The following is a 22,492-nucleotide window of genomic DNA, read 5'->3' as shown; positions in this document are numbered from 1 at the left end:
CGCTGATCAATCGGCGATCAGATCAAGCCATCCTTGTTCATCCAGAACAGTAACACCTAATTCTTCTGCTTTCTTTAATTTGGAGCCCGCACCCGGTCCTGCAACCAGAAAATCGGTTTTTGCCGATACCGAACCGGCTACTTTCGCACCAAGGCTTTCGGCTTTGACCTTTGCCTCGTTACGCGAAAACAGTTCCAGCTTGCCGGTAAAGACAACCGTTTTGCCGCTGACGGGGCTGTCGGTAACCTGCGGGGCTTCGACATCTTCGATGGTCAGAACGGCCTGAAGGTCATCCAGCACATCGCGGTTATGTTCTTCGGCCATGAATTCAATCAGGTCATGGGCCACACTGGGGCCGATCTGGTCGATATTGATCAGATCGCGTAACGCGTCACTATCGGGCGTTCCGGCATCATTCATCGCTGTGCGCCATTCCGTGATCGATCCGTAATGCCGCGCCAGAAGCTTTGCCGTCGCCTGACCGATCTGGCGGATGCCAAGGGCATAGATAAACCTGTCCAGCGGCACGGTACGCCGTTCATTGATGCTGGCAAACAGCTTTTCGGCCGATTTGTCGCCCCAGCCTTCAAGCTTTCGAAGGGCGTCCCCGTGCTTTTCCTCGATCCGGAAAATATCGGCAGGTGATTTGACCCAGCCGAGGTCAAAGAACGCCTCGATATGCTTTCCGCCCATGCCTTCGATATCGAACGCATTGCGCGACACAAAATGTTTCAGTCGTTCAACCGCCTGTGCCGGACAGATCAGCCCGCCGCTGCATCGTGTGACGGCTTCGCCTTCTTCGCGCATGGCGTGGCTGCCGCATTTCGGGCAGGTTTCCGGGAAGTCATAGGGCACGGCGTCATCGGGCCGTTCATCAGTAATGACCTCGACCACCTGCGGGATCACATCACCAGCCCGCTGAATGACGACAAGGTCATTGACCCTCACGCCGAGCCGTTCGATTTCGTCGCGGTTATGAAGGGTAGCGTTCGAGACCACAACGCCGCCAACCGTGACGGGTTCAAGCCGTGCAACCGGGGTTAGTGCGCCAGTGCGCCCAACCTGGATATCAATCGCCTTAACGCGGGTGCGGGCCTGTTCGGCCGGGAATTTATGGGCAATTGCCCAGCGCGGTGACCGGCTGACAAAGCCAAGTCGCAACTGCAATTCGAAGTCGTTGACCTTATAGACAATGCCGTCAATGTCGTAATCGAGTTCGGCCCGTTGATTGCCGAGTTCCTCGTAAAACGCCATGATCTCGTCGGTGTTGTGCAAAAGCGTCGTGTGGGGATTGGTGACAAAGCCCCAACCCTTGATCTTGCTGATGAAATCCCAATGCGTCTGCGCAAGACTTTCGGACAGTTCGCCAAAGCTGTAGGCAAAGAAACGCAGCGGGCGTTTGGCACTGATGGTCGGGTCAAGCTGGCGAAGTGAGCCGGCGGCGGCATTGCGCGGATTGGCAAATGTTTTACCACCGGTTTCGGTCTGCGTTTCATTCAGCTTCTGGAAGGCCGAACGCGCCATGTAAACCTCGCCACGGATTTCAACGACGTCGGCCGGTGCATCGTCGGGCAGGATTTTGGGGATGTCGGTGATGTGGGCGACATTGGCGGTGACGTCTTCGCCCTCTGTCCCGTCGCCACGCGTTGCGGCACTGACCAGTTCACGGTTTTCATAGCGCAGCGATAGTGACAAACCATCGATCTTGGGTTCGCCAACGATTTCGACCGGGCTGTGCGCCGTCAGGTTCAGGAAACGGCGAATACGGGCCAGAAAATCAACAATGTCCTCGCGCGAAAATGCGTTGGCAAGCGACAGCATCGGACGCGCATGTTTGATCTTGGCAAAACCATCGGCCGGGGCGGCACCAACTTCCTGCGTCGGGCTGTTCTTCTTGAGCGTCGGATAGCGTGCTTCAAGTTCGATCAGGCGATTGAACAGTGCATCATATTCCGCATCGGGAACGAGCGGTTCGTCATTGATATAATAGGCTTCGTTAAAGCCGCGAATACGGTCGGAAATTTCGGCATGCTGCTGGCCTGCCTCGGTCCGGGTTTCGGGCATGTCGGGGACAATGGACGAGGTTGACCCTTGTTCGGCGCTCATATTTCTTTTTATCCGTATTCAAGCGGCTGGAACGTGCAGGGAAAATACCCTGTCAAACGTTCTAGCGGGGTTGGTCTAACAGGCTGTCTGCCGCAGCACGGGCTTCGGCGGTGATCGAATGTCCGGCCAGCATCCTTGCGATTTCTTCGCGTCGGGCACCATCGACCAGCTCATTCACACGCGTTACCATGCTGCCGTCATTTTCGCTTTTGGCAATATTGAAGTGGGTGCGTCCACGTGCGGCGACCTGTGGGCTGTGCGTAATCACAAGAATCTGGCGTTCCCCGGCCAGCAAATGCAACCGTTCGCCAATCGCAGCCGCCGTTGCGCCGCCAACACCACTGTCGACTTCATCAAACACAAGGCTCGGCACCGCGGAAACCCGCGCCAGAACCACCTTGAGTGCCAGCAGGAAGCGCGAAAGCTCGCCACCGGACGCGATTTTGTTCAGCGGTCCGGCCGGACTGCCGGGGTTGGTGGCAACCATGAACTGGACGCGATCAATCCCGTCGATACCCCATTCGTTTTCTTCCAGTTCGGCAATGTCGGTAACAAACCGCGCCTTTTCCATACGAAGCGGCGGCAGTTCACCGTTAATCGCGGTATCAAGGGTCTCGGCCGCGGCTTTGCGTGCGCCATGAAGCTTTTGCGCGGCATCGATAAAGGCGGCCCGATGTTCGGCAACGGCAGCGGTCAGGCGCGACAATTCCTTTTCGCCAAACTCAAGCTGATCGATCTGGCTGCGGTATTCCTTCATCAGGCCATTCAGCCCATCAACCGGTACATTGTATTTGCGCGCGGCCGCGCGCAGCGCAAACAGCCGTTCCTCAACCGTTTCCTGCTGCCCGGTATCGACATTCAGATCAGCAAGGGTGACCGATATCGCACGCGATGCTTCTTCAAGTTCGATGGCGGCACGGTCCAGTGCCTCGATGATCGGTTCAAACCGGCCTTCGGCCTTTTGCAATTCGCGTTCAAGATGGCGCTGCGCACTGCGAAGCGCACTTTCGGCACCCTTGCCGCGCGACAGTTCGCCTGCGGCATCATTCAGGGCTGCAACAAGCTTTTCCCCATGCATCAGGAACTGGCGTTCCTCGGCAAGGCGTTCTTCCTCGCCTTCTTCGGGGCCAAGCTTTTCAAGTTCGTCAACCGCGTGGCGCAGCCATTCTTCTTCTTCGCGCGCCTTGTTGATCCGGTTGGTCGCCGCTGTCAGTTCCTTTTGCGTATCGCGCCATGCGCGCCACTGATCGCGCACCGTAAGTGCCAGACTGCCAAGATTGCCGTGCGCATCAAGGGTCGCGCGATGGGTGGTCGGATCCAGCAATCCGTGCTGGTCAAACTGCCCCTGGATTTCGACACAGTAATTGCCGACATCGCGCAAAAGGCCGACCGATACCGACTGATCATTGACATAGGCGCGCGACCGCCCGTCCGAGGTGACAACACGACGCACCACCAGTTCGTCGTCCTCAACCTCGATATCCTGTTCGGCCAGAAGCCTGTAAACCGGATGACCGGCGGGCAGGGTGAAGGTTGCGGTAACGCTGCATTTGTCCGTGCCATGTCGGACAAGGCCGCTATCGGCGCGTGCGCCAAGTGCCAGCCCCAACGAGTCAAGCAGGATCGATTTCCCGGCACCGGTTTCCCCGGTAAGCACACTAAGCCCGTCGCGGAAATCAAGGTCCAGCTTGTCGATCAGAACAACATTTCGGATGCTAAGCCGTCGGAGCATTGCGGGATACTGACATTGTTAAAACAGGTGCGATCGTGCCCGTCAGGCAGCGTCGCGACAAGCAGAGTGCCCAATCACAGCGCGCCTTGCAAGCTTTGGCAGAACGCAAAATCTGCCGCATCCCTGTGTGCCGCAGGAAAGAGCGAAAAATGTTGAAAAACAACTGACAAGAAATCGGTGTTCCTGATGCGTTCTCGTGTCGGAAGTCACGCGACGCGTCAAGAATCAGAACCAGTCACCAAGGGCGGTGGTGGTCGAATGCCACCAGCTTTCTCCCTCGCGGGTGTTTATGCCGTCACCAACCAGAAGATCGTATGATTCCTCATACCACGGACTGCCCGGGAAGTTATGACCCAGTACCGATGCGGTGCGTTTGGCTTCGCCTTCAAGACCAAGTGCCAGATAGCTTTCGGTCAGGCGCGCAAGTGCTTCGGGGACATGCGTGGTGGTCTGGTATTTGTCGAGGACCATTTTAAACCGGTTGATCGCAGCCAGATATTCACCGCGATCCTGATAATAACGGCCAACACTCATTTCCTTGCCAGCAAGGTGGTCAACCGTCAGATCCTTTTTCAGTTTCGCGTCACGCGCATACTGGCTGTCGGGGAAACGGCGGATAACGTCATCAAGCGAATCCATCGCATGCTGTGTCATCTGCTGATCGCGGCCGACGTCGGAAATCTGTTCGTAATAGGACAATGCTTTCAGGTAATAGGCGTATGGCACATCCGGGTTTGCCGGATGAAGCGAGATAAAGCGATCAAGGGCTGTGATTGCGTCGTCATACTTGTTGTCCTGATAATAGGCATAGGCCGACATCAGGGTCGCCTTGGTCGCCCACACAGAATAGGGGTGCTGGCGTTCAACCTCGTCAAAGGCCTCGGCTGACTTCTGGTATTCCTTGGCGTCCAGAAGGTCCTGCGCGCTGTTATAAAGTTCGGAAACCGGGCGTTCGACATATGCCGGTTTGTCGTCGCTGGAGCAGGCTGCAAGAAGCAGGGCCAGACCACAAGCAGCAATAACATTCTTGGCGGAAGCCTTACGAAGCACTGTGACGTTTCCTTAAGCTTTGTGACGCGTTCAGGCGGAATTTGCCAGACTATACCATGCCTGTACGGGCATAGGGCAAGGGGTTGTGTTACCCCGCAGGCACTTTTCTGCATCCCGGTCGGAAACCGGATCGCGGTTTCACAAGCCGTGGTTGGGCAACGCAATAAAAAAGCGGCCCCCAGGGACCGCTTTTTGCAAACAAGATCATATCAAAAAAGCTTCTCAAGCCGTTGCGAGCGCAGGGGCTTCAACCGCATGAAGGGCCGATTTGCGCATTGGCACAACGCGCCACGCACTTGCATCGGCAAACAGCGCCTTCAAAAGCAGGTTGTTGACATGGTGACCGGATTTATATGCCGTCACTTTGCCCTGCAACTGCTTGCCGGCGGTGTAAAGATCGCCAAGCGCGTCAAGAATCTTGTGACGGACGAATTCGTCGTCGTAACGAAGACCTTCTTCATTCATGACTTCGTCGCCCGAAAGGACAACGGCGTTATCAAGCGAACCGCCCCGTGCAAGGCCCATCGACCGCATGGCTTCGACTTCGTGCAGGAAGCCGAAAGTCCGTGCACGGGCGATATTGGCAACAAACACGCCATCGTCGAATTTGACCGACATGCGCTGATTGTTGATTGCCTTGCTGGCGAAATCGATTTCGAAATCGACCTCAAAGCCATGCCCCGGTTCGATCCGCGCGGTGCAGCCCTTGTATTCGACTTCAACCGGTTTCAGAACCTCAATTACCTGACGCGGTGCATCCTGTTCCTCAATCCCGACGCAATCGATCAGGAAGTTGAACGGTGCCGAACTGCCATCCATAACCGGCACTTCGTCGGCATCAATGTCGATCAGAACGTTGTCGATGCGTTGCCCCGCAAGGGCTGCCATCAGATGTTCGATGGTGCCAATCTTGATCCCGGCACCCCTGTCACCAAGGCAGGTGCAAAGCTGCGTATCGATCACACCATCGTAACGTGCCGGAAACAGCGGTTGGCCATCCAGATCCGTGCGGCGGAATACGATACCGTGATTTTCAGGTGCAGGGTGCAGGGTGATGCGGATTTTATGACCTGAATGAAGCCCGACACCGGCACAGCCGATGGATGCTTTAAGGGTCCGCTGACGCACGACATCATGATCAGATGCGCCCGAATGCGAAAGGGCAGCGCTGAGGTCTGCAATTTTGTTCACGGGAACCCCCAAAAGTCAGGTCAGTCAAGTTTGTCAATGAATGCGCCCTATCGGCGCTTGGGGTATGAGCCCCATTTCTTAGTTTCAGACCCTACAGGCGCTGTGACAAGAGAACAAATCACTCTTTGTTACGCTTTGTAAACGGGATAAGTAACTGATAAATAAAGAAATAATGTGAAAAATCTGATCGAATATCATTTCAGGTTACGCAAAGGCAGATGTTTGGATGACCGGGCCGCATTAAAAAAGGGGAAGGCCAAAGCCTTCCCCTTCTTCGCGCGGAGAATGTCGTCAGTTGGCCTGACGACGCAGGAAGGCCGGAATTTCCAGAAGGTCGTCAGACGCATTCGACGTCTTGACGCGGGAAGCTGGATCCGCCTTCAAGGACTGGTTTGCATTCTCGCCAAGCGACATTTCGGTCTGGCGCGGTGCCGGAGCCTGCGGCTGCGGGTGTGCCTGACGCGGTGCCGCGTGATGAGACTGTTCTGAATGGTCTTCGTGACCGCCCTTGTTTTTACCAAACAGGGTCCGCAGACCAAAGCGCGGCGGGGTTGCGTTCTGGGCATCTGCTGCTTCGAACACATCCGGGCTGTGATTTTGTTCTGCGTCGCTCGGACGGGCTGGGCGCGGCGGGATAAAGGCCATGTCACCGTTTTCTTTCGGCTTTTCGGCCGGGGTGAAATGCTGTGCCGGACGCGAAACCGGCTTCGGTTTCAGAACGGTCTGACCTAGTTCAATCGAACCGGTATTGTTGCCAGCAGGCTGATTGCTCAGTTCCGGCTGCTGGGCGCTGCCGGTTGCGGCAAAACGTTCTGCCGGAATTTCGTCGATTGATGCACCGCCCTGATAACCATCATGCCCATTTGCAATGGCGGCGTCCGCGGCGCTGGCGACGGCGGCTGCCGCACCGTGCTGACCAAAGGATGGGGTTGCCGGTTTTGCGGCCTGTTCGGCCGGTTTGACCGGGGCAACCGAAACGGTGGTCGGCTGCGGACGACGGACTTCCTCGGCATCGATACCGGTGGCAACCACGGAAACGCGCAGTGCGCCTTCGATGGTCGGGTCGAACGTCGAACCAAAGATGATGTTGGCTTCCGAAGCAACTTCCTCGCGAATACGGTTCGCGGCTTCGTCGACTTCGTAAAGGGCCATATCCATGCCGCCGGTGATGTTGATCAGGACCGCACGTGCGCCCTTCATCGAAGCATCTTCCAGAAGCGGATTTGCAATGGCGGCCTCGGCGGCCTCAAGGGCACGTTTTTCACCCGTGGCTTCACCGGTGCCCATCATGGCTTTGCCCATCTCGCTCATGACGGTGCGAATGTCGGCAAAGTCAAGGTTCACAAGGCCCGGGACCATCATCAAATCGGTGATGGAGCGCACGCCGTTGCGCAGAACGTCATCAGCCATCTGGAAGGCATCTGCGAATGTGGTTTTTTCATTCGCGACCCGGAACAGATTCTGGTTCGGAATGATGATCAGCGTATCAACATATTGCTGAAGCTGCTCGATCCCCTGTTCGGCAGTGCGCATACGGCGCGTGCCTTCGAAATGGAACGGTTTGGTAACGACCCCAACCGTCAGAATGCCGGCTTCCTTGGCAGCACGTGCAATGACCGGGGCCGCACCGGTACCGGTACCGCCGCCCATGCCCGCGGTGATGAACACCATGTGGCTGCCTTCAAGCTGGGCCTGAATGTCTTCGATGGATTCTTCGGCGGCCGCACTGCCCGCATCGGGACGTGCGCCAGCACCCAGACCCTGGGTGATTTTGCGACCAAGCTGCATCTTGCGTGCGGCTTTGCTCTGGCTCAGGGCCTGTGAGTCGGTGTTGGCAACAACAAAATCACAACCTTCAAGTTCGGATGCGATCATGTTGTTAACGGCGTTTCCGCCAGCGCCACCGACGCCGATAACGGTAATCTTCGGTTTCAGGTTTTCTTCCGTTTCAGGAACGGAAAAATTGATCGTGCTCATTGTTTGCTCTTCCTCTCCGCGCTTTAGAGCTTAAGATCGGCGCGGCCTTCCCGTTGCCACGCTAAGTCTCAGGTGTCCCCCGGACATTAGATCTTGGCATTCGTTTTAGCGGGCAAAGAGTTATTGCCGTATTAATAACAATGGAAGATTTCGAAAATTATCGCGTTTTTTTCGCGAAATAATTTTCGCGTTGCGTAAAACGCCTTTCCTGCCGGATCGGGCAGGCCGCGAAAAGCCTTGGGACGGACAGGGAAACTAGAAGTTTTCCTTGAACCATGCGCCAAGTCGACCCCAACGCCCACCCGATTGACGGATTTGAGCCATTGCTTCGCTAAGCGGATCGTTCTGCTGCTGAAGGGCGCGCAACAACAAACCTGCACAGGCCGAAAATGCCGGGCCGGCTGTGGCTTCGGCAAGACCTGATACCCCGTGCGGTGTGGCAATGGTGGCCGGGCGTTCGAACATCTGGCTTGCCAGATCGGCAATCGCGTTAAGCTGGCTGGCACCACCCGTCAGAACGATGGAACGGCCGCCGATCTGTGACAGGCCATGCTCGTCCAACTGATCGCGAATCAACTCAAACGTTTCTTCAAGGCGCGGTTTGATGATGTTGATCAGCATCGAACGCGGCACGTGATTGACGTTGTTTTCGTCTTCATCGCCGATCACAGGGACCGCCAGGATTTCCTGATCGTCGGATGGCGATGTCAGCGCGCTGCCATGCAGTGTTTTCATGCGTTCGGCATGATTAAGCGATGTATTGAGCCCATAGGCGATATCGCGCGTCACATGGGCCCCGCCGACCGGTACGGTCGCGGTATAGATCACCTGTCCACCGTGGAAGACGGCAACGCTTGTGGTGCCGGCCCCCATATCGATGACAGTCGCGCCAAGGTCGCGTTGATCGGCAGTCAAAGCCGACAGGCCCGATGCCAGCGGGGTGACGACTGTTTCCTCGATCCTCAGATGGCAACGCCCCAGAAGGGTTTCCAGATTGCGAAGCGGTGCGGTCTGGGTGCGCACAAAATGCAGATCAAGCCCGACGACAGACCCGTACATGCCGCGCGGATCACGAAGACCTGTGGCGGCATCGACCCTGAAGCCCAGCGGCACGGTATGGATCAACTCGTCACCCGCCTGGCGCAGAACGGCGTCCTTCTGATCGTTCAGTTTGCGGATTTCAAGATTGCCAATCGGACGCGATCCCAGCGGCAGTTCAACCGTGTGGGTTTCTGATTCCGGGCTGCCGCCAGACAGATTGACGATGACGGAATCAATCGTGTGGCCTGCCATTTTCTCGGCCGCATTCACCGCCGCAAGGACAACTTCCTGTGCAGCATCAAGATTGGCAATTGATCCGCTTTGCAGCCCCTTGGACATGTTATGTCCGATGCCGATGACTTTCGGGGCTTCGCCCTTTTCACGTCGGGCAATAAAGCAACAGACCTTGGACGTGCCGATGTCCAAGGCCGCGATCAAGCCTGATCTGGTTTTGCTGCGTGCCAATTGAATGCTCTGAACTTTTTTAAAAATTATGATCTGATTTCTGTCCGCCAGATCTTATGCCGGTTTTCGCCCATAAGCTGTTGCAAATTGGTTAAGGCAGGGCCGCGTTATTCGGTATTTTCCAAAGCTGTGCGTCTGTCTGTGGCTGCGCTGGCGTTCGCTTGGTCTGGCCGGACCGGGTTTTACCTTATCTGGATGGCACGATCGATTGGGCTGCTTCAACTACAAGCGGGGCAATTTCTGCTTCCGCGCGTTCGATTGTCCAGCGGATCGACGGCAAAGAACAGTGGATGGCGCCAACCGGTATTCCGTCAATGCTGCAGATCGGGGCGGCAACGTTGACTTCATCGGGTAAAACCTGCCCCTGTGTGGTGCAATATCCCTTTTCGCGTGCCATCAGGATATTGTCGAGTATGGCATCGCGATCCATCGTTGTCCGGGGGGTGTATTGCCGGATTGGCCAATTATTCACTGCGTCACGAATGGCCTGATCTGACTGGCGGCTCAGGATAATGCGCCCGGACGAGGCAACCAGTGCTGGCACCCGTCGGCCAATCGCAGAAGCCCCGAAATTGGTGCGGTGGTTGGGCATGCGCACGACATAAATAATATCGGTTCCGATTGGCTCTGCCATGTTGATGGTTTGGGATGTCTGGCGGCTCAGGTCGATCAGGCGGGGCATGGCCAACTGCGCCAGATAATCAGCCCACAGATAACTGTACGCCATTTCCAGATATTTGACGGATGGCCGAAACCGGCGAGTCTCCGGATTCTTTTCCAGATAGCCAAGCTCGTAAAGCGTGTTGGCATATCGTTGTGCCGCACTCTTTTCGAGGCCGGTAACCTTTACAAGATCGGCCAGGCCAAGTTCGGTTTTGTCTTCTGAAAAAGCTTCGAGTATCCGCATGCCCTTTTCAAGGGATGTGACAAAAAGGGTGTCCTGCTGCCGGGCTTTGGCATTCGCCATGGTCGCGTTTCCTCGGTTTTTTATGGCAAACGTGCTGGTTGACATGCAGCTTCCAGTTGCCTTATCGTAGTTTTATACAGTACGCTGTATTATAATATAATACAAGATGTTTTAAATGCATCTAATGTGTCTTGCCGCGAACACCGTGAAGTAAGGCACGCATATCAGGAGGCTATAATGAAACAGATCCTTAAGGGGGCTGGAATCTTTGCCCTCGTCATGGCCGCTGCTGGAACAGCCGCTGCCAACAAAGCAGACGATACCCTCAATGTCGCATTCTCCAAAGAGCTTGAAAATGTCGACAGTTATTTCAACTCGGCGCGTGAAGGCGTTATTTTGCAACGCTCCATCTGGGATGGGCTGGTGTATCGCGATCCTTATACCGGCGAGTATAAGGGAAATCTGGCGACGGACTGGAAATGGGTTGATGACAAAACCCTTGAATTCAATCTTCGCCAGGGTGTGACGTTCCACAATGGCGAGCCTTTCGACGCCGACGATGTGGTCGCGACCGTGAACTGGGTTGCGGACGAAAAGAACGGGGTGAAAACCCAGCGCAACGTCAACTGGATGGAAAGTGCCGAGAAGATTGACCAGTTCAAGGTCCGCATTCATCTGAAAGCACCATTCCCCGCAGCAATCGAATATCTTGCCGGGCCGGTGTCGATTTATCCCAACGAATATTACGCCGAAGCTGGTCCGACCGGCATGGGACTTAATCCGGTAGGGACCGGTCCTTACAAGGTTGTTTCAGTCGAGCCGGGCAAGCATTTCGTGCTGGAGAAGTACGAAAATTATCACAAGGACAGCCCGAAGGGACAGGCCAATATCGGTCGTCTGGATATCCGTACCATTCCCGATTTCAACACGCAGGCTGCCGAACTGTTCAGTGGCGGTCTGGACTGGATCTGGCAGGTGCCGCCAGATCAGGCCGAAAGCCTTGGCGCGATGGGTGAATTTACCGTCGCCAACGAAAGCACCATGCGCATCGGTTATCTGCAATTTGATGCCGCCGGTCGCAGCGGTGAAAGCAACCCGTTCACCAACAAGCTTGTGCGCCAGGCCATTTCGCATGCCATTGACCGCGAAGCCATCGTTGCATCGATGCTCAAAGGTAAATCCCGTGTGGTCAATTCGGCCTGCTTCCCGTCGCAGTTCGGCTGTGCACAGGACGTCGCTGTCTATGACTATGATCCTGAAAAAGCCAAGCAGCTTCTTGCCGAGGCTGGTTATCCGGACGGGCTGGAAATCGACTTCTATGCCTATCGTGATCGCGAATATGCCGAAGCGATGCTGGGCTATCTCGAAGCGGTCGGTATCAAAAGCAATTTCAAGCTTTTGCAATACTCCGCCCTGCGTGAACTGAGCATGAAGGGCGAAGTACCGATGTCGTTCCAGACATGGGGATCCTATTCGATCAATGATGCGTCGGCGATCGTCAGCCAGTATTTCAAGCTTGGCAGTCTTGACAGTGCGCAAGACGAGCAGGTCAAGGAATGGCTGGATGTTGCCGACAGTTCCGTCGATTCCGAGGAGCGCAAGGAATATTATTCCAAAGCCCTGAAGCGCATTGCGGAAGAAGCCTATTGGTTGCCGTTGTTCTCCTATAACTCGAACTACGTGTTCACCAAGGATCTGGAATATGCACCGACCACGGATGCAATTCCGCGCTTCTTCCAGATGAACTGGAAATAATCCTCCGGATCAGGGGTTCAGAACGGTGTTGGTATATACGTTAAAAAGGCTTTGCTTGGCCTTGCTGGTGACGCTTGCCGTCTCCATGCTTAGCTTCGCGCTTCTCTATCTTTCGGGGGATCCTGCGGCGGCTATTGCGGGTGAAACGGCAAATGCCGAGGATATCGAGGCTGTAAGGGTTTATTACGGTTTTGATCGACCATGGGTCGTTCAGTATGGCGAATGGATGTTCAACGCGATCAGGGGCGATTTCGGCGAAAGTTACTATTTCAAACTGCCGGTGTCGCATTTGGTTGCCGAGCGTCTGTCCGTCACGATGTTGCTTGGCGTATGCGGAATCTCGTTTGCGCTTTTGACGGCGGTGCCGTTGGGCGTTGCCGCCGCCGTTCGCCCCAACAGTCTTATTGACCGGATTGCGCTATTCCTTTCGGTCATGGGGCAGGCCATGCCCAGTTTCTGGTTTGGCCTGGTCCTGATTGTCCTGTTCAGTATCAAGCTTCGCATCCTGCCGCCTTCCGGTTCGGACAGTTGGCAGAACTTTGTGATGCCGACCATCGTGCTGGGTTATTACGCGATGCCTGCCATCATGCGCCTGACCCGTGCCGGAATGCTTGATGTGCTGGGGGCGGATTATGTCCGCACCGCACGCGCCAAGGGGGCGGGTGAATTCCGGGTCATGTTCAAGCATGCCCTTCGCAACGCCATCATCCCGGTTGTCAGTCTGGCCGCCGTTCAGATGGGCTTCATGCTAGGCGGGTCGATTGTCGTTGAATCGATCTTTGCCCTGCATGGGGCGGGCTATCTGGCGTGGGAATCCATTGGTCGCAACGATCTGCCAACCGTTCAGGCCCTGATTCTGGTGTTTTCGATGTTTTATATCGTCTTCACCTTCCTGTCGGATTTGTTGAATGCGTGGCTTGATCCGCGCATGAGGGTGGGCTGACATGACCAACACGACCGAAACCATCAACACAGTGGCACCCAAGGTTGAAGCTGAAGTCCTGAGCGGCCCGACGCCACGACAGGTTCTGCTGACCAAAGTCCTTGGTCACAAGGGACTGATGTTTGGTGCCATCGTGCTTCTGACCATCTTCCTGATGGCGCTTTTCGCACCTCTCCTGGCACCTTATGATCCCTATCATCAGGATTTGATGCATCGAATGATCCCGCCCGTCTGGGATGCCAAAGGCAGTTGGGAGAACATCCTTGGTACCGATCATCTCGGGCGGGATTATCTTTCACGGTTGCTTTATGGCGCACGTATTTCACTGGCCATCGGGGCGATTGCGGCCCTGATTTCCGGCATTATCGGCACCAGTATGGGCGTTGCCGCCGGTTATTTCGGCGGACGTGTCGATGCCTGTGTCACCTTTTTGATCAATGTGCGCCTTGCGATGCCCGTGGTTCTGGTGGCGTTGGCGGTGGTCGCACTGTTTGGCGGATCACTTCAGGTGGTGATCACGGTTCTTGGCCTTTTGCTTTGGGATCGGTTCGCGGTTGTGATGCGATCTGCCACCCTGCAATTGCGATCCATGGAATATGTCACGGCGGCCAAGGCCATCGGCTGTTCGACCAAGCGCATCCTGTTTAGCGAAATCATGCCCAATATCGCCAACAGTCTGATCGTGATTGTGACGCTTGAAATGGCGCATGCCATCCTGCTTGAAGCGGCCCTGTCGTTCCTGGGCCTCGGGGTGCAACCGCCAACTCCGTCCTGGGGCTTGATGGTGTCGGAAGGCAAACAGATGCTTCTGTTCCAGCCGTGGATGATTGCCATCCCGGGTGTCGCGCTGTTCATCCTTGTTCTGGCGATCAATTTGCTGGGTGACGGTCTTCGTGACGTTTCCGCACCTGAAAACCGCAACTAGGGGCATCAGTATGGAAAACATTCTTTCTGTTCGCGGCCTGACGGTTGATATCCCGCTGGCAGCCGGAACGCTGCATGCCGTGCGCGGCATTGATTTCGATGTGAAGCGCGGTGAAACCCTGTGTGTGGTGGGTGAATCAGGTAGTGGCAAGTCCCTGACATCGCTTGCGATCATGGGGCTTCTGCCCAAGCAGGCGAAACGTTCGGCACAGGTTCTGGATTTTGAAGGTGTCGATCTGCAAACCGCATCCAATCGGGATATGCGCAAACTGCGCGGCAACCGGATTTCGATGATCTTTCAGGAGCCGATGACCTCGCTTAATCCGGCATACACGATTGGCGATCAACTGATGGAAGCCCTTTTGCTTCATCGCAAGGTCCCCAAGACGGTAGCGCGTGACCGTGCCATCGAACTTCTGGAAAAGGTCGGGATCACGGCGGCGGCCAACCGTATGAAACAATATCCCCATCAGCTTTCCGGTGGTTTGCGCCAACGCGTTATGATTGCCATGGCCCTGATGGGCGAACCTGACCTGATCATTGCGGATGAACCGACAACCGCGCTGGATGTCACCATTCAGGCCCAGATATTGCGCCTGCTTAAGGATCTTCAGCGTGAATTGAACATGGCGATGATCCTGATTACCCACGATCTGGGCGTGGTGGCCCGCGTCGCGGACAAGGTCGCCATCATGTATGCCGGTGAAATGGTCGAAGCCGGTAGTGCCACCGAAGTCTTTACCGCGCCAAAGCATCCTTATACCCGCGGGTTGCTTAATTGCATTCCGGTGCCGGGCAAAACCGCGGTTGGCGAACATCTGGGCTCGATCCCCGGTATTGTGCCGTCTCTTATCGGTGATGTGGTTGGCTGTGCTTTCCGAAGCCGCTGTGACGAGGCAACCGGGCAATGTGCGTCCGATATACCGGCCCGGATTTCACCCGCCGGGCATCTTTATCGCTGTGTTCACGACTATGACGGGTCTGCATCCCTGTCGATGAACCAGCCAAAATCGGGGGAAGCATAATGTCCGTTCCGGTTCTTGAACTTGAGAATGTCTCGAAGATTTTTTCGATCAAGCAGGGCATCTTTGGCAAACGCAAGGATCTTCGTGCGGTCGATGAACTGACCCTGAAATTGCAAAAGGGAGAGGTCCTTGGCCTTGTCGGGGAATCCGGCTGTGGCAAAAGTACCCTTGCGCGTATTTTGCTGGGACTGGAAACGCCGACACAGGGCCGGGTTCTGGTCGATGGCGAAGACATTACCAGCCATGACAGATCCTATCTGGCGCGGCGTATCCAGCCGATTTTCCAGGATCCCTATTCATCACTGAACCCGCGCAAGACGATTGGCGATATCATCTCGCTGCCGCTGCGGGTGCACAAGGTTGGCGATCCGCGTGACTGGGACAAACAGACCGCCGATATTCTTGATGTTGTCGGTTTGCCCAAACGGGTTTTGCGCAGTTATCCAAGCCAGCTTTCGGGCGGGCAACGTCAGCGTGTTGCGATTGCGCGCGCCCTGATCATGCGTCCGGAAATCGTGATCTGCGATGAACCGACATCGGCGCTTGATGTGTCGGTACAGTCGCAAATTCTTAATCTGCTGTCGGATTTGCGCAATGAATTCGGGCTGACCTATCTGTTCATCAGCCACAATCTTGCGGTGGTCGAACATCTCGCAACAAGGGTGGCGGTCATGTATCTGGGGCGCATTGTCGAAGAAGCAGAAGCATCTTCGCTGTTTGCCGGTCCGGATCATCCTTATACCAATGCGTTGCTGGAATCCGTTCTGACGCCGGACCCGTCCCTTGGCGTGCCCGACACGCAATTGGGTGCCGTATTCCCCAATCCGATCAACCCGCCCAGTGGATGCCATTTCCATCCGCGCTGCCCGCGCGCGATTGATATCTGTTCGACCAAGGCACCGGTGGCGACCCTGCATCAGGGCAAGCGGGTTGAATGCCATCTGGCCGAAGGGGCGGTTCAATGATCCGCGACAATTTTTCCAACATGCAGTCGGTCCGTAAAAACGTCGTCGCCGTCGAAAATGGTGGGGTGGTCGCAGCCCAGCATAAGCTAGGCGCCCAGGTCGGGGCTGACATTCTTGCCGCCGGTGGCGATGCCATTGATGCCGCGATTGCCACATCCTTTGCCATGGGGGTGGTCGAACCCTGGATGAGTGGCCCGGCCGGTGGCGGTGCGATGATGATCTATCGTGCCGATGAAGACCGGACCTATAGCATTACCTTCGGGATGCGGTCCCCCGCCGGGCTTGATATCGCCGATTATCCGTTATCGGGCGAAGGCGTTGCAGGCGACCTGTTCCCGTGGGCGCGGGTCGTCGGGGATCGTAACCAGATTGGCGCAACCGCGATTGCGGTACCCGGCACGGTTGCCGGTATGGAGCTTGCCTTTGACCGGTTTGGCACGATGCCATGGCGTGATCTTGTTTCGCCGGCGGCAAAGCTTGCGTCGGGTGGGCTATCGGTTGATTGGTATGCCGCCCTTATCGTCGCGTCTAGTACCCGCGAACTTGCCAAAAACCCGACCGCAGCGGAAACCTTTCTGGAAGACGGGCAGTGGCCGACTATTGCCGGATGGACGGCCCTTTCGGACAAGCGGATCAATCTTGACCGGATGGCGGCCACCCTGCAACGCATCGCCGATAAAGGCGCGCGTGAATTTTACGAAGGCGATCTTGCGGCGGAAATCGTTGCCGATGTCAGGGACGCCGGGGGATGTTTGTCCCTTGATGACATGAAGTCCTATCAGGCTGTTTTGTCTGATCCGCTGACAGCATCCTATCGCGGGGGGACGGTCTATACACCGCCTGCGATGACGGCGGGTGAAAACCTTGCCGAATGTCTGGAAATCCTGTCGCATCAGAATTTTGAGGGGACGTCACCGGGGGCGGATGCATATGGGGCGTATGTTGATGCGCTTAAGACGACCTATAAACGCCGGTTGCGCGATATGGGGGATGTTGATGACAGTCGCGCCCCCGCCTGCACCACGCATTTCAGTGTGACAGATCGACATGGCAACATGGTCGCGGTGACCCAGACATTGCTGTCCATTTTCGGATCCAAGGTCGTGCTGCCCGGAAGCGGGCTTTTGATGAATAACGGGATCCTGTGGTTCGATCCCGAACCGGGACGGCCAAACTCGTTAGCACCCGACAAACGATGCCTGATGAATGTCTGCCCGGCAATCGGGCAGCAAAAGGACCGGCGGTTTGCCATCGGGGCATCCGGCGGTCGCAAGATTTTGCCAGCCATCCTGCAACTGACATCCTGCCTGATGGATTTCGATATGACCCTCGAAGACGCCTTCCATCAGGCGCGGGTTGATTTCAGCGGCGGAGATACGGTGATCATCGATCAAAGCCTTTCGCCCGATATCATTGCGGCTCTGGGGGAAGGGCATCGTTGCGTGACCACGCGCCGGACCGCTTTCCCCTATGCCTTTGCCTGCCCGGCGGGGGTTCTTCGGCAGGGAAACATCAATCAGGGCATGACCGAAATCATGTCGCCCTGGGGCGATGCGGTGGCGGAAAACCGGGATGGTTCGTGAAACACAAAATGCTCCGTCGTTCCTTTGGGAATTGGATGGCTTATCGGAAAGAACAAGGATCAATCAATGTCAACGCGTGCTGATGCTATCGAAAATGTAACCCGGTATTTTGAAGATGGGCAGTTTATCGAAGAACTGCGTCGAATGGTCGAACAGAAAACCGAAAGCCAGAAGCCCGATAATCTCGAAGCGCTTTATGGGTATCTTACCGATGTGATTGTTCCGATGGTGCGCGATATGGGGTTTGAAACCCGCATCATCGATAATCCCAAGCCCGGTTTCGGACCGTTCCTGTTTGCCGAACGACACGAAGGCGATGACCTGCAGACTGTTCTGACATACGGGCATGGCGATGTGATCCTCGCACAGGAAGGCGAATGGCGCGAAGGCCTTGAACCTTTCAAGCTGGTGATCGAAGGTGATCGGGTTTACGGGCGCGGTACGGCGGATAACAAAGTGCAGCATTGCATCAATCTGGCGGCCCTGCGGTCGGTCATTAAGACACGTGGTGCATTGGGCTTTAACTGCAAGGTCATCATTGAGATGGGCGAAGAGGCGGGGTCGCCCGGCCTTGCCGAACTGTTTACCAATTATCGCGATCTGTTTGCCGCCGATGTTCTGATTGCATCGGACGGTCCGCGCCTGAGTGCCGAACGACCGACCATGTTCATGGGGTCACGCGGGGCGATCAATTTTGCGCTGTCGCTTAAATATCGTGAAGGCGGCCACCATTCCGGGAACTGGGGCGGTTTGCTGAAAGACCCGATGATTGTTCTTTCGCATGCGATTGCATCCATCGTTGATCGTCGAGGACAGATTCAGGTGCCGGAATGGCGTCCTGACAGCCTGAATGACGAAGTCCGGGAAGCCCTAAAGGATTGCGCAATCACCCAACCCGAAACCGGGCCGACAATCAACCCTGACTGGGGCGAGGAAAGCCTGTCACTGGCGGAAAAGGTTTATGGCTGGAACAGCTTTGCGGTACTTGCGGCAAAGGCCGGAAACCCTGAAAAACCGGTCAACGCCATCGCGCCTGAAGCCATTGCGCATTGCCAGTTGCGTTATGTGGTCGGCACGGATGCGGATGACATTCTTCCGGCTTTGCGCCGCCACCTTGATAAACATGGCTTTACGGATGTTGAAATCATTCCCTCGGCCAAGGGGTTCTTCCGGGCAACCCGGCTTGACCCGTCCCATCCGTGGGTCACGCGTGTACGCGATTCAATCATCAAGACCACCGGAACCAAACCGGCAATCCTGCCCAATCTTGGCGGGTCGCTGCCCAATGATACATTTGCCTATATCCTTGATCTGCCAACCGTCTGGGTGCCGCATTCCTATGCATCATGCTCTCAGCATGCGCCCAACGAACACATCCTGCAAAGCCTCAGCCGACAGGCCCTGCAAATGATGGCCGGTGTGTTCTGGGATATCGGCGACGCCGCCTGACCATAGCAAGCCATCCGAAAATTCGGGCGCCAGAAACCATGACAGGATCATGGCTGGCGCCCTTTTGTATGGGGCGGAGTCTTCCGCGTTCCAGTTTCCGGCAATAACGAATGCACTATTTTGCGATGCAATAACGCAGCCTGATCAATCACAGGTTTTGCGCCTGTTGGCGGCTTTGCTGTACTGCAACGTTACAGGAGGCGCTTGACTCCGACCTGTAACGTTGCAGTAATCAACTGCCAAATCAAAAAAGCCAACAGGGAGGAAACAGCATGTTTCTTGGCAAAATGACATGTGCCGGGATCGGTATGATCGCGGCATTCGGGCTTTCAACCAGCATCGCATCGGCACAGCAAAGTGTGGAAGTCCTGCATTGGTGGACGGCGGGCGGCGAAGCGAAGGCGCTTCAGGTTCTTAAAAAGGATCTCGAAGATCAGGGTGTTTCGTGGAACGACATGCCGGTTGCTGGTGGTGGTGGCGAACAGGCCATGACCGTGCTGCGCGCACGCGTTACATCGGGCAATGCACCGACCGCGGTTCAGATGCTTGGTTTTGATATCAAGGATTGGGCGGGCGAGGGTGTTCTGGGCAATCTTGACGATCTGGCCTCAAAGGAAGGCTGGGAAGAAGTTGTTCCCGATGCCTTAAAAGAGTTTTCGAAATATGACGGTCACTGGATCGCGGCCCCGGTCAACGTCCATTCAACCAACTGGGTCTGGGCCAACAAGGCGATCTTTGATGAGCTTGGCCTGAAGCAGCCGACCAACTGGGACGAATTGATTGCGGCGCTCGATAAAATCAAGGATGCCGGTTACACCGCGGTCGCCCACGGTGGACAGGCATGGCAGGACGCGACGATCTTTGATGCGGTCGTCATGGCAACCGGCGGGCCGGAATTCTATCAGGCATCCATGATCGATACCGATCCGGACGCGCTGGGGTCGGACACGATGAAAACCGTGTTTGATCGCATGGCGCAACTGCGGACCTATGTTGATGACAATTTTTCGGGCCGGGACTGGAACCTTGCGACCGCGATGGTGATCAACAAGGAGGCCGGGGTGCAGTTCATGGGCGACTGGGCCAAGGGCGAGTTTCTGAATGCCGGCAAGGTGCCCGACACTGATTTCATGTGCTTCCGTTTCCCCGGAACCCAAGATGCAGTGACGTTCAACTCTGACCAGTTCGTGATGTTCCAGGTTGGCGAAGACCGTCAGGACGCGCAGATGAAACTGGCATCAGCCGTGATGTCGCCAAGCTTCCAGTCGGCATTTAACGTGGTCAAAGGGTCCGTCCCGGCGCGCACCGATGTGCCCAATGACGATTTTGATGCCTGTGGCAAAAAAGGCATGGCCGAACTTGCTGCTGCCAATGAAAAGGGCACGCTGTTTGGTTCGATGGCGCATGGCCATTCGGTCCCGGCAGGGGTCAAGAACGCGATGTATGACGTGATTACCGCGCACTTTAACGGCGAATATGACAGTGCAACCGCTGTCGAGGAGCTGGTTAACGCGGTTGAATCCGCTCAATAAGACCAAAAACGAAACCGGCGGCCGGATAAGATCCCGGCCGTCGGATAAAGTGCGGAGCATCACCCATGCAATCATCCTTGCCCGGCAAGGCACAGGCAACCCTGCGGGAGGTTCTGCCCCGTCTGGTGCTGAGCCCCAGCCTGTTTCTGATCCTTTTATTCGTTTACGGATTTATCATTTACACCGGTTACCTGTCGCTGACCGATAGCCGGATGCTGCCCTCCTACGAGCTTGAGGGATTTGGCAACTATGCCAATCTGTGGGGGCAGCGAAACTGGCTGATTGCCCTGCAAAACCTTGCGATTTTCGGCATTCTTTACATTGCGATCTGTTCGGTGCTGGGGCTGGTTCTGGCGATCCTGCTGGATCAGAAAATTCGCGGCGAAGGCATTTTGCGCCCGATCTATCTGTATCCGATGGCGCTGTCCTTCATTGTGACCGGCACGGCATGGAAATGGTTTCTTGATCCGGGGCTTGGTCTTGAAAACACCATGCATCTTTGGGGATGGGAAAGCTTTACCTTCAACTGGATCAAGGATCGCGACATGGCGATCTATACCGTGGTGATTGCGGCGGTCTGGCAATCGTCGGGTTTTGTCATGGCGATGTTTCTGGCGGGTTTGCGCGGGATTGACAGTGAAATCCTCAAGGCCGCCCAGATGGATGGTGCCAGCCGATGGAGCCTCTATACCCGTATCGTCATTCCGCAATTGCGCCCGGTGTTCCTATCGGCCTTTGTGGTTCTGGCCCATCTGGCGATCAAGGCCTATGACCTTGTCATTGCGCTGACCAATGGCGGGCCGGGCCGGGCCACCGAACTGCCCGCGACCTTCATGTATTCCTATACCTTCACGCGAAACCAGATGGGGGTTGGGGCATCGTCGGCGGTGATCATGCTGGCGATGATTGCCTCGATCATTGTGCCCTATCTTTATTCCGAACTTCGGGAGCGCCGCTGATGTCGCGTTCAACACAATCCTCCTTTGGCACCGGAAAACTTTTGCGCGCAGCCCTTTATGCGGTCCTGATCCTGTTTGCGGTTTATTACCTGCTGCCGCTATTCGTCATGCTGGTCAATTCGGTCAAGACGCTTGATGAAATCCGGGGCGGAAACATGATGTCGTTCCCCGAAATGTTCACCATCGAGCCGTGGCTGACCGCGTGGTCCGAGGCCCAGATCGGGGTCGAGCCGACGGGACTTAAACCCTATTTCATCAACAGCATCATGATGGTGGTGCCAGCGGTCGCCATCTCGACCGGGCTTGGGGCGCTGAATGGGTATGTCCTGACCAAATGGCGGTTTCCGGGCGACAAGATCATTTTCGGGCTGATGCTGTTTGCCTGTTTTATCCCGTTCCAGATCGTCCTGATCCCGATGGCGCGCGTGCTGGGCATGATTGGTCTGGCAGGCACGACCGGCGGGCTGGTTCTGGTGCATGTGGTGTACGGGCTTGGCTTTACCACGCTGTTTTTCCGCAACTATTACGCGGCATTCCCCGACGAGCTGATCAAGGCGGCAAAGATGGACGGGGCCGGGTTCTTGCGGACTTTTACCCGTATTCTTCTGCCGAGTTCCGGGCCGATCATTGTAGTGACCGTGATCTGGCAATTTACCAATATCTGGAATGATTTCCTGTTCGGGGCGTCATTTGCCGACTTTGATTCGATGCCGATGACGGTCGCGCTCAACAACCTCGTTTCATCCTCGACCGGGGTCAAGGAATACAATGTGCACTTTGCCGGTGCGGTTCTTGCCGCCCTTCCGACACTGATCGTTTACATCGTTTCCGGGCGCTATTTCGTGCGCGGATTGATGGCCGGTGCGGTCAAGGGTTAGCTCATAAAAA

Annotated in this window: 17 protein-coding genes; 10 read left to right on the top strand and 7 right to left on the bottom strand. The window is 55.9% G+C overall.

Annotated elements, in window-relative coordinates; all coding sequences use genetic code 11:
• Positions 1-6: 6 nt before the first annotated feature.
• From ligA to P8T57_RS04650, 7 genes are all read right to left on the bottom strand, one after another.
• Positions 7-2,106 carry an NAD-dependent DNA ligase LigA gene (gene ligA / locus P8T57_RS04680; protein WP_341364745.1) on the bottom strand — a complete coding sequence of 700 codons (2,100 nt, stop codon included), beginning with the start codon at positions 2,104-2,106 and terminating at the stop codon, positions 7-9.
• Between the two features lie 61 nt (positions 2,107-2,167).
• Entirely contained in the window at positions 2,168-3,838 is a 1,671-nt protein-coding gene (gene recN / locus P8T57_RS04675; protein ID WP_341364744.1) for a DNA repair protein RecN, read from the bottom strand.
• 225 nt (positions 3,839-4,063) lie between these two features.
• Entirely contained in the window at positions 4,064-4,888 is an 825-nt protein-coding gene (gene bamD / locus P8T57_RS04670) for an outer membrane protein assembly factor BamD (RefSeq protein ID WP_007089768.1), read from the bottom strand.
• A 222-nt stretch (positions 4,889-5,110) separates the two neighbouring features.
• A complete protein-coding gene (gene lpxC / locus P8T57_RS04665) occupies positions 5,111-6,079 on the bottom strand; it encodes a UDP-3-O-acyl-N-acetylglucosamine deacetylase (protein WP_063095086.1) in 969 nt (322 codons plus the stop codon).
• A gap of 291 nt (positions 6,080-6,370) precedes the next feature.
• Positions 6,371-8,056: a cell division protein FtsZ gene (gene ftsZ, locus P8T57_RS04660; protein ID WP_007089766.1), complete on the bottom strand. Its 1,686-nt coding sequence runs from the start codon at positions 8,054-8,056 to the stop codon at positions 6,371-6,373.
• Between the two features lie 255 nt (positions 8,057-8,311).
• Complete coding sequence (gene ftsA / locus P8T57_RS04655; RefSeq protein WP_007089765.1) at positions 8,312-9,562, bottom strand: cell division protein FtsA; 1,251 nt, start codon at positions 9,560-9,562, stop codon at positions 8,312-8,314.
• Between the two features lie 187 nt (positions 9,563-9,749).
• Positions 9,750-10,529, bottom strand: a complete 780-nt coding sequence (locus P8T57_RS04650; RefSeq protein WP_037992128.1) for an IclR family transcriptional regulator C-terminal domain-containing protein — start codon at positions 10,527-10,529, stop codon at positions 9,750-9,752.
• Between the two features lie 177 nt (positions 10,530-10,706).
• Here P8T57_RS04650 and P8T57_RS04645 point away from each other — a divergent pair, with 177 nt between their 5' ends.
• The 10 genes from P8T57_RS04645 to P8T57_RS04600 all read left to right on the top strand — a co-directional run bounded on the left by P8T57_RS04645 (position 10,707) and on the right by P8T57_RS04600 (position 22,482).
• Positions 10,707-12,224, top strand: coding sequence for an ABC transporter substrate-binding protein (locus tag P8T57_RS04645; protein ID WP_110252651.1), 1,518 nt, complete (start codon positions 10,707-10,709; stop codon positions 12,222-12,224).
• A gap of 25 nt (positions 12,225-12,249) precedes the next feature.
• Positions 12,250-13,167, top strand: coding sequence for an ABC transporter permease (locus P8T57_RS04640; RefSeq protein ID WP_341364743.1), 918 nt, complete (start codon positions 12,250-12,252; stop codon positions 13,165-13,167).
• A 1-nt stretch (position 13,168) separates the two neighbouring features.
• Complete coding sequence (locus P8T57_RS04635) at positions 13,169-14,092, top strand: ABC transporter permease (RefSeq protein ID WP_007089761.1); 924 nt, start codon at positions 13,169-13,171, stop codon at positions 14,090-14,092.
• Positions 14,093-14,102: 10 nt separating this feature from the next.
• Positions 14,103-15,116: an ABC transporter ATP-binding protein gene (locus P8T57_RS04630; RefSeq protein ID WP_341364742.1), complete on the top strand. Its 1,014-nt coding sequence runs from the start codon at positions 14,103-14,105 to the stop codon at positions 15,114-15,116.
• On the top strand, positions 15,116-16,081 hold the full coding sequence (locus P8T57_RS04625; protein ID WP_341364741.1) for an oligopeptide/dipeptide ABC transporter ATP-binding protein: 966 nt from the start codon (positions 15,116-15,118) through the stop codon (positions 16,079-16,081). The genes P8T57_RS04630 and P8T57_RS04625 overlap by 1 nt, the downstream gene beginning before the upstream one ends.
• Positions 16,078-17,664, top strand: coding sequence for a gamma-glutamyltransferase (locus tag P8T57_RS04620; RefSeq protein WP_341364740.1), 1,587 nt, complete (start codon positions 16,078-16,080; stop codon positions 17,662-17,664). Before P8T57_RS04625 ends, P8T57_RS04620 begins: the two co-directional genes overlap by 4 nt.
• A 66-nt stretch (positions 17,665-17,730) precedes the next feature.
• Positions 17,731-19,113 carry a M20 family metallopeptidase gene (locus P8T57_RS04615; protein WP_341364739.1) on the top strand — a complete coding sequence of 461 codons (1,383 nt, stop codon included), beginning with the start codon at positions 17,731-17,733 and terminating at the stop codon, positions 19,111-19,113.
• A gap of 272 nt (positions 19,114-19,385) precedes the next feature.
• Positions 19,386-20,645: an ABC transporter substrate-binding protein gene (locus P8T57_RS04610; protein ID WP_341364738.1), complete on the top strand. Its 1,260-nt coding sequence runs from the start codon at positions 19,386-19,388 to the stop codon at positions 20,643-20,645.
• A 65-nt stretch (positions 20,646-20,710) separates the two neighbouring features.
• Entirely contained in the window at positions 20,711-21,604 is an 894-nt protein-coding gene (locus P8T57_RS04605) for a sugar ABC transporter permease (protein ID WP_114095672.1), read from the top strand.
• On the top strand, positions 21,604-22,482 hold the full coding sequence (locus P8T57_RS04600) for a carbohydrate ABC transporter permease (protein WP_341364737.1): 879 nt from the start codon (positions 21,604-21,606) through the stop codon (positions 22,480-22,482). The genes P8T57_RS04605 and P8T57_RS04600 overlap by 1 nt, the downstream gene beginning before the upstream one ends.
• The last annotated feature ends 10 nt before the right edge of the window (positions 22,483-22,492 follow it).

Origin of the sequence: Thalassospira sp. SN3W (assembly GCF_038070535.1) — a bacterium.
GTDB lineage: Bacteria > Pseudomonadota > Alphaproteobacteria > Rhodospirillales > Thalassospiraceae > Thalassospira > Thalassospira xiamenensis.
The sequence above is the reverse complement of the archived record's forward strand: the minus strand, read 5'-3'. Positions and strand labels throughout refer to the sequence as shown.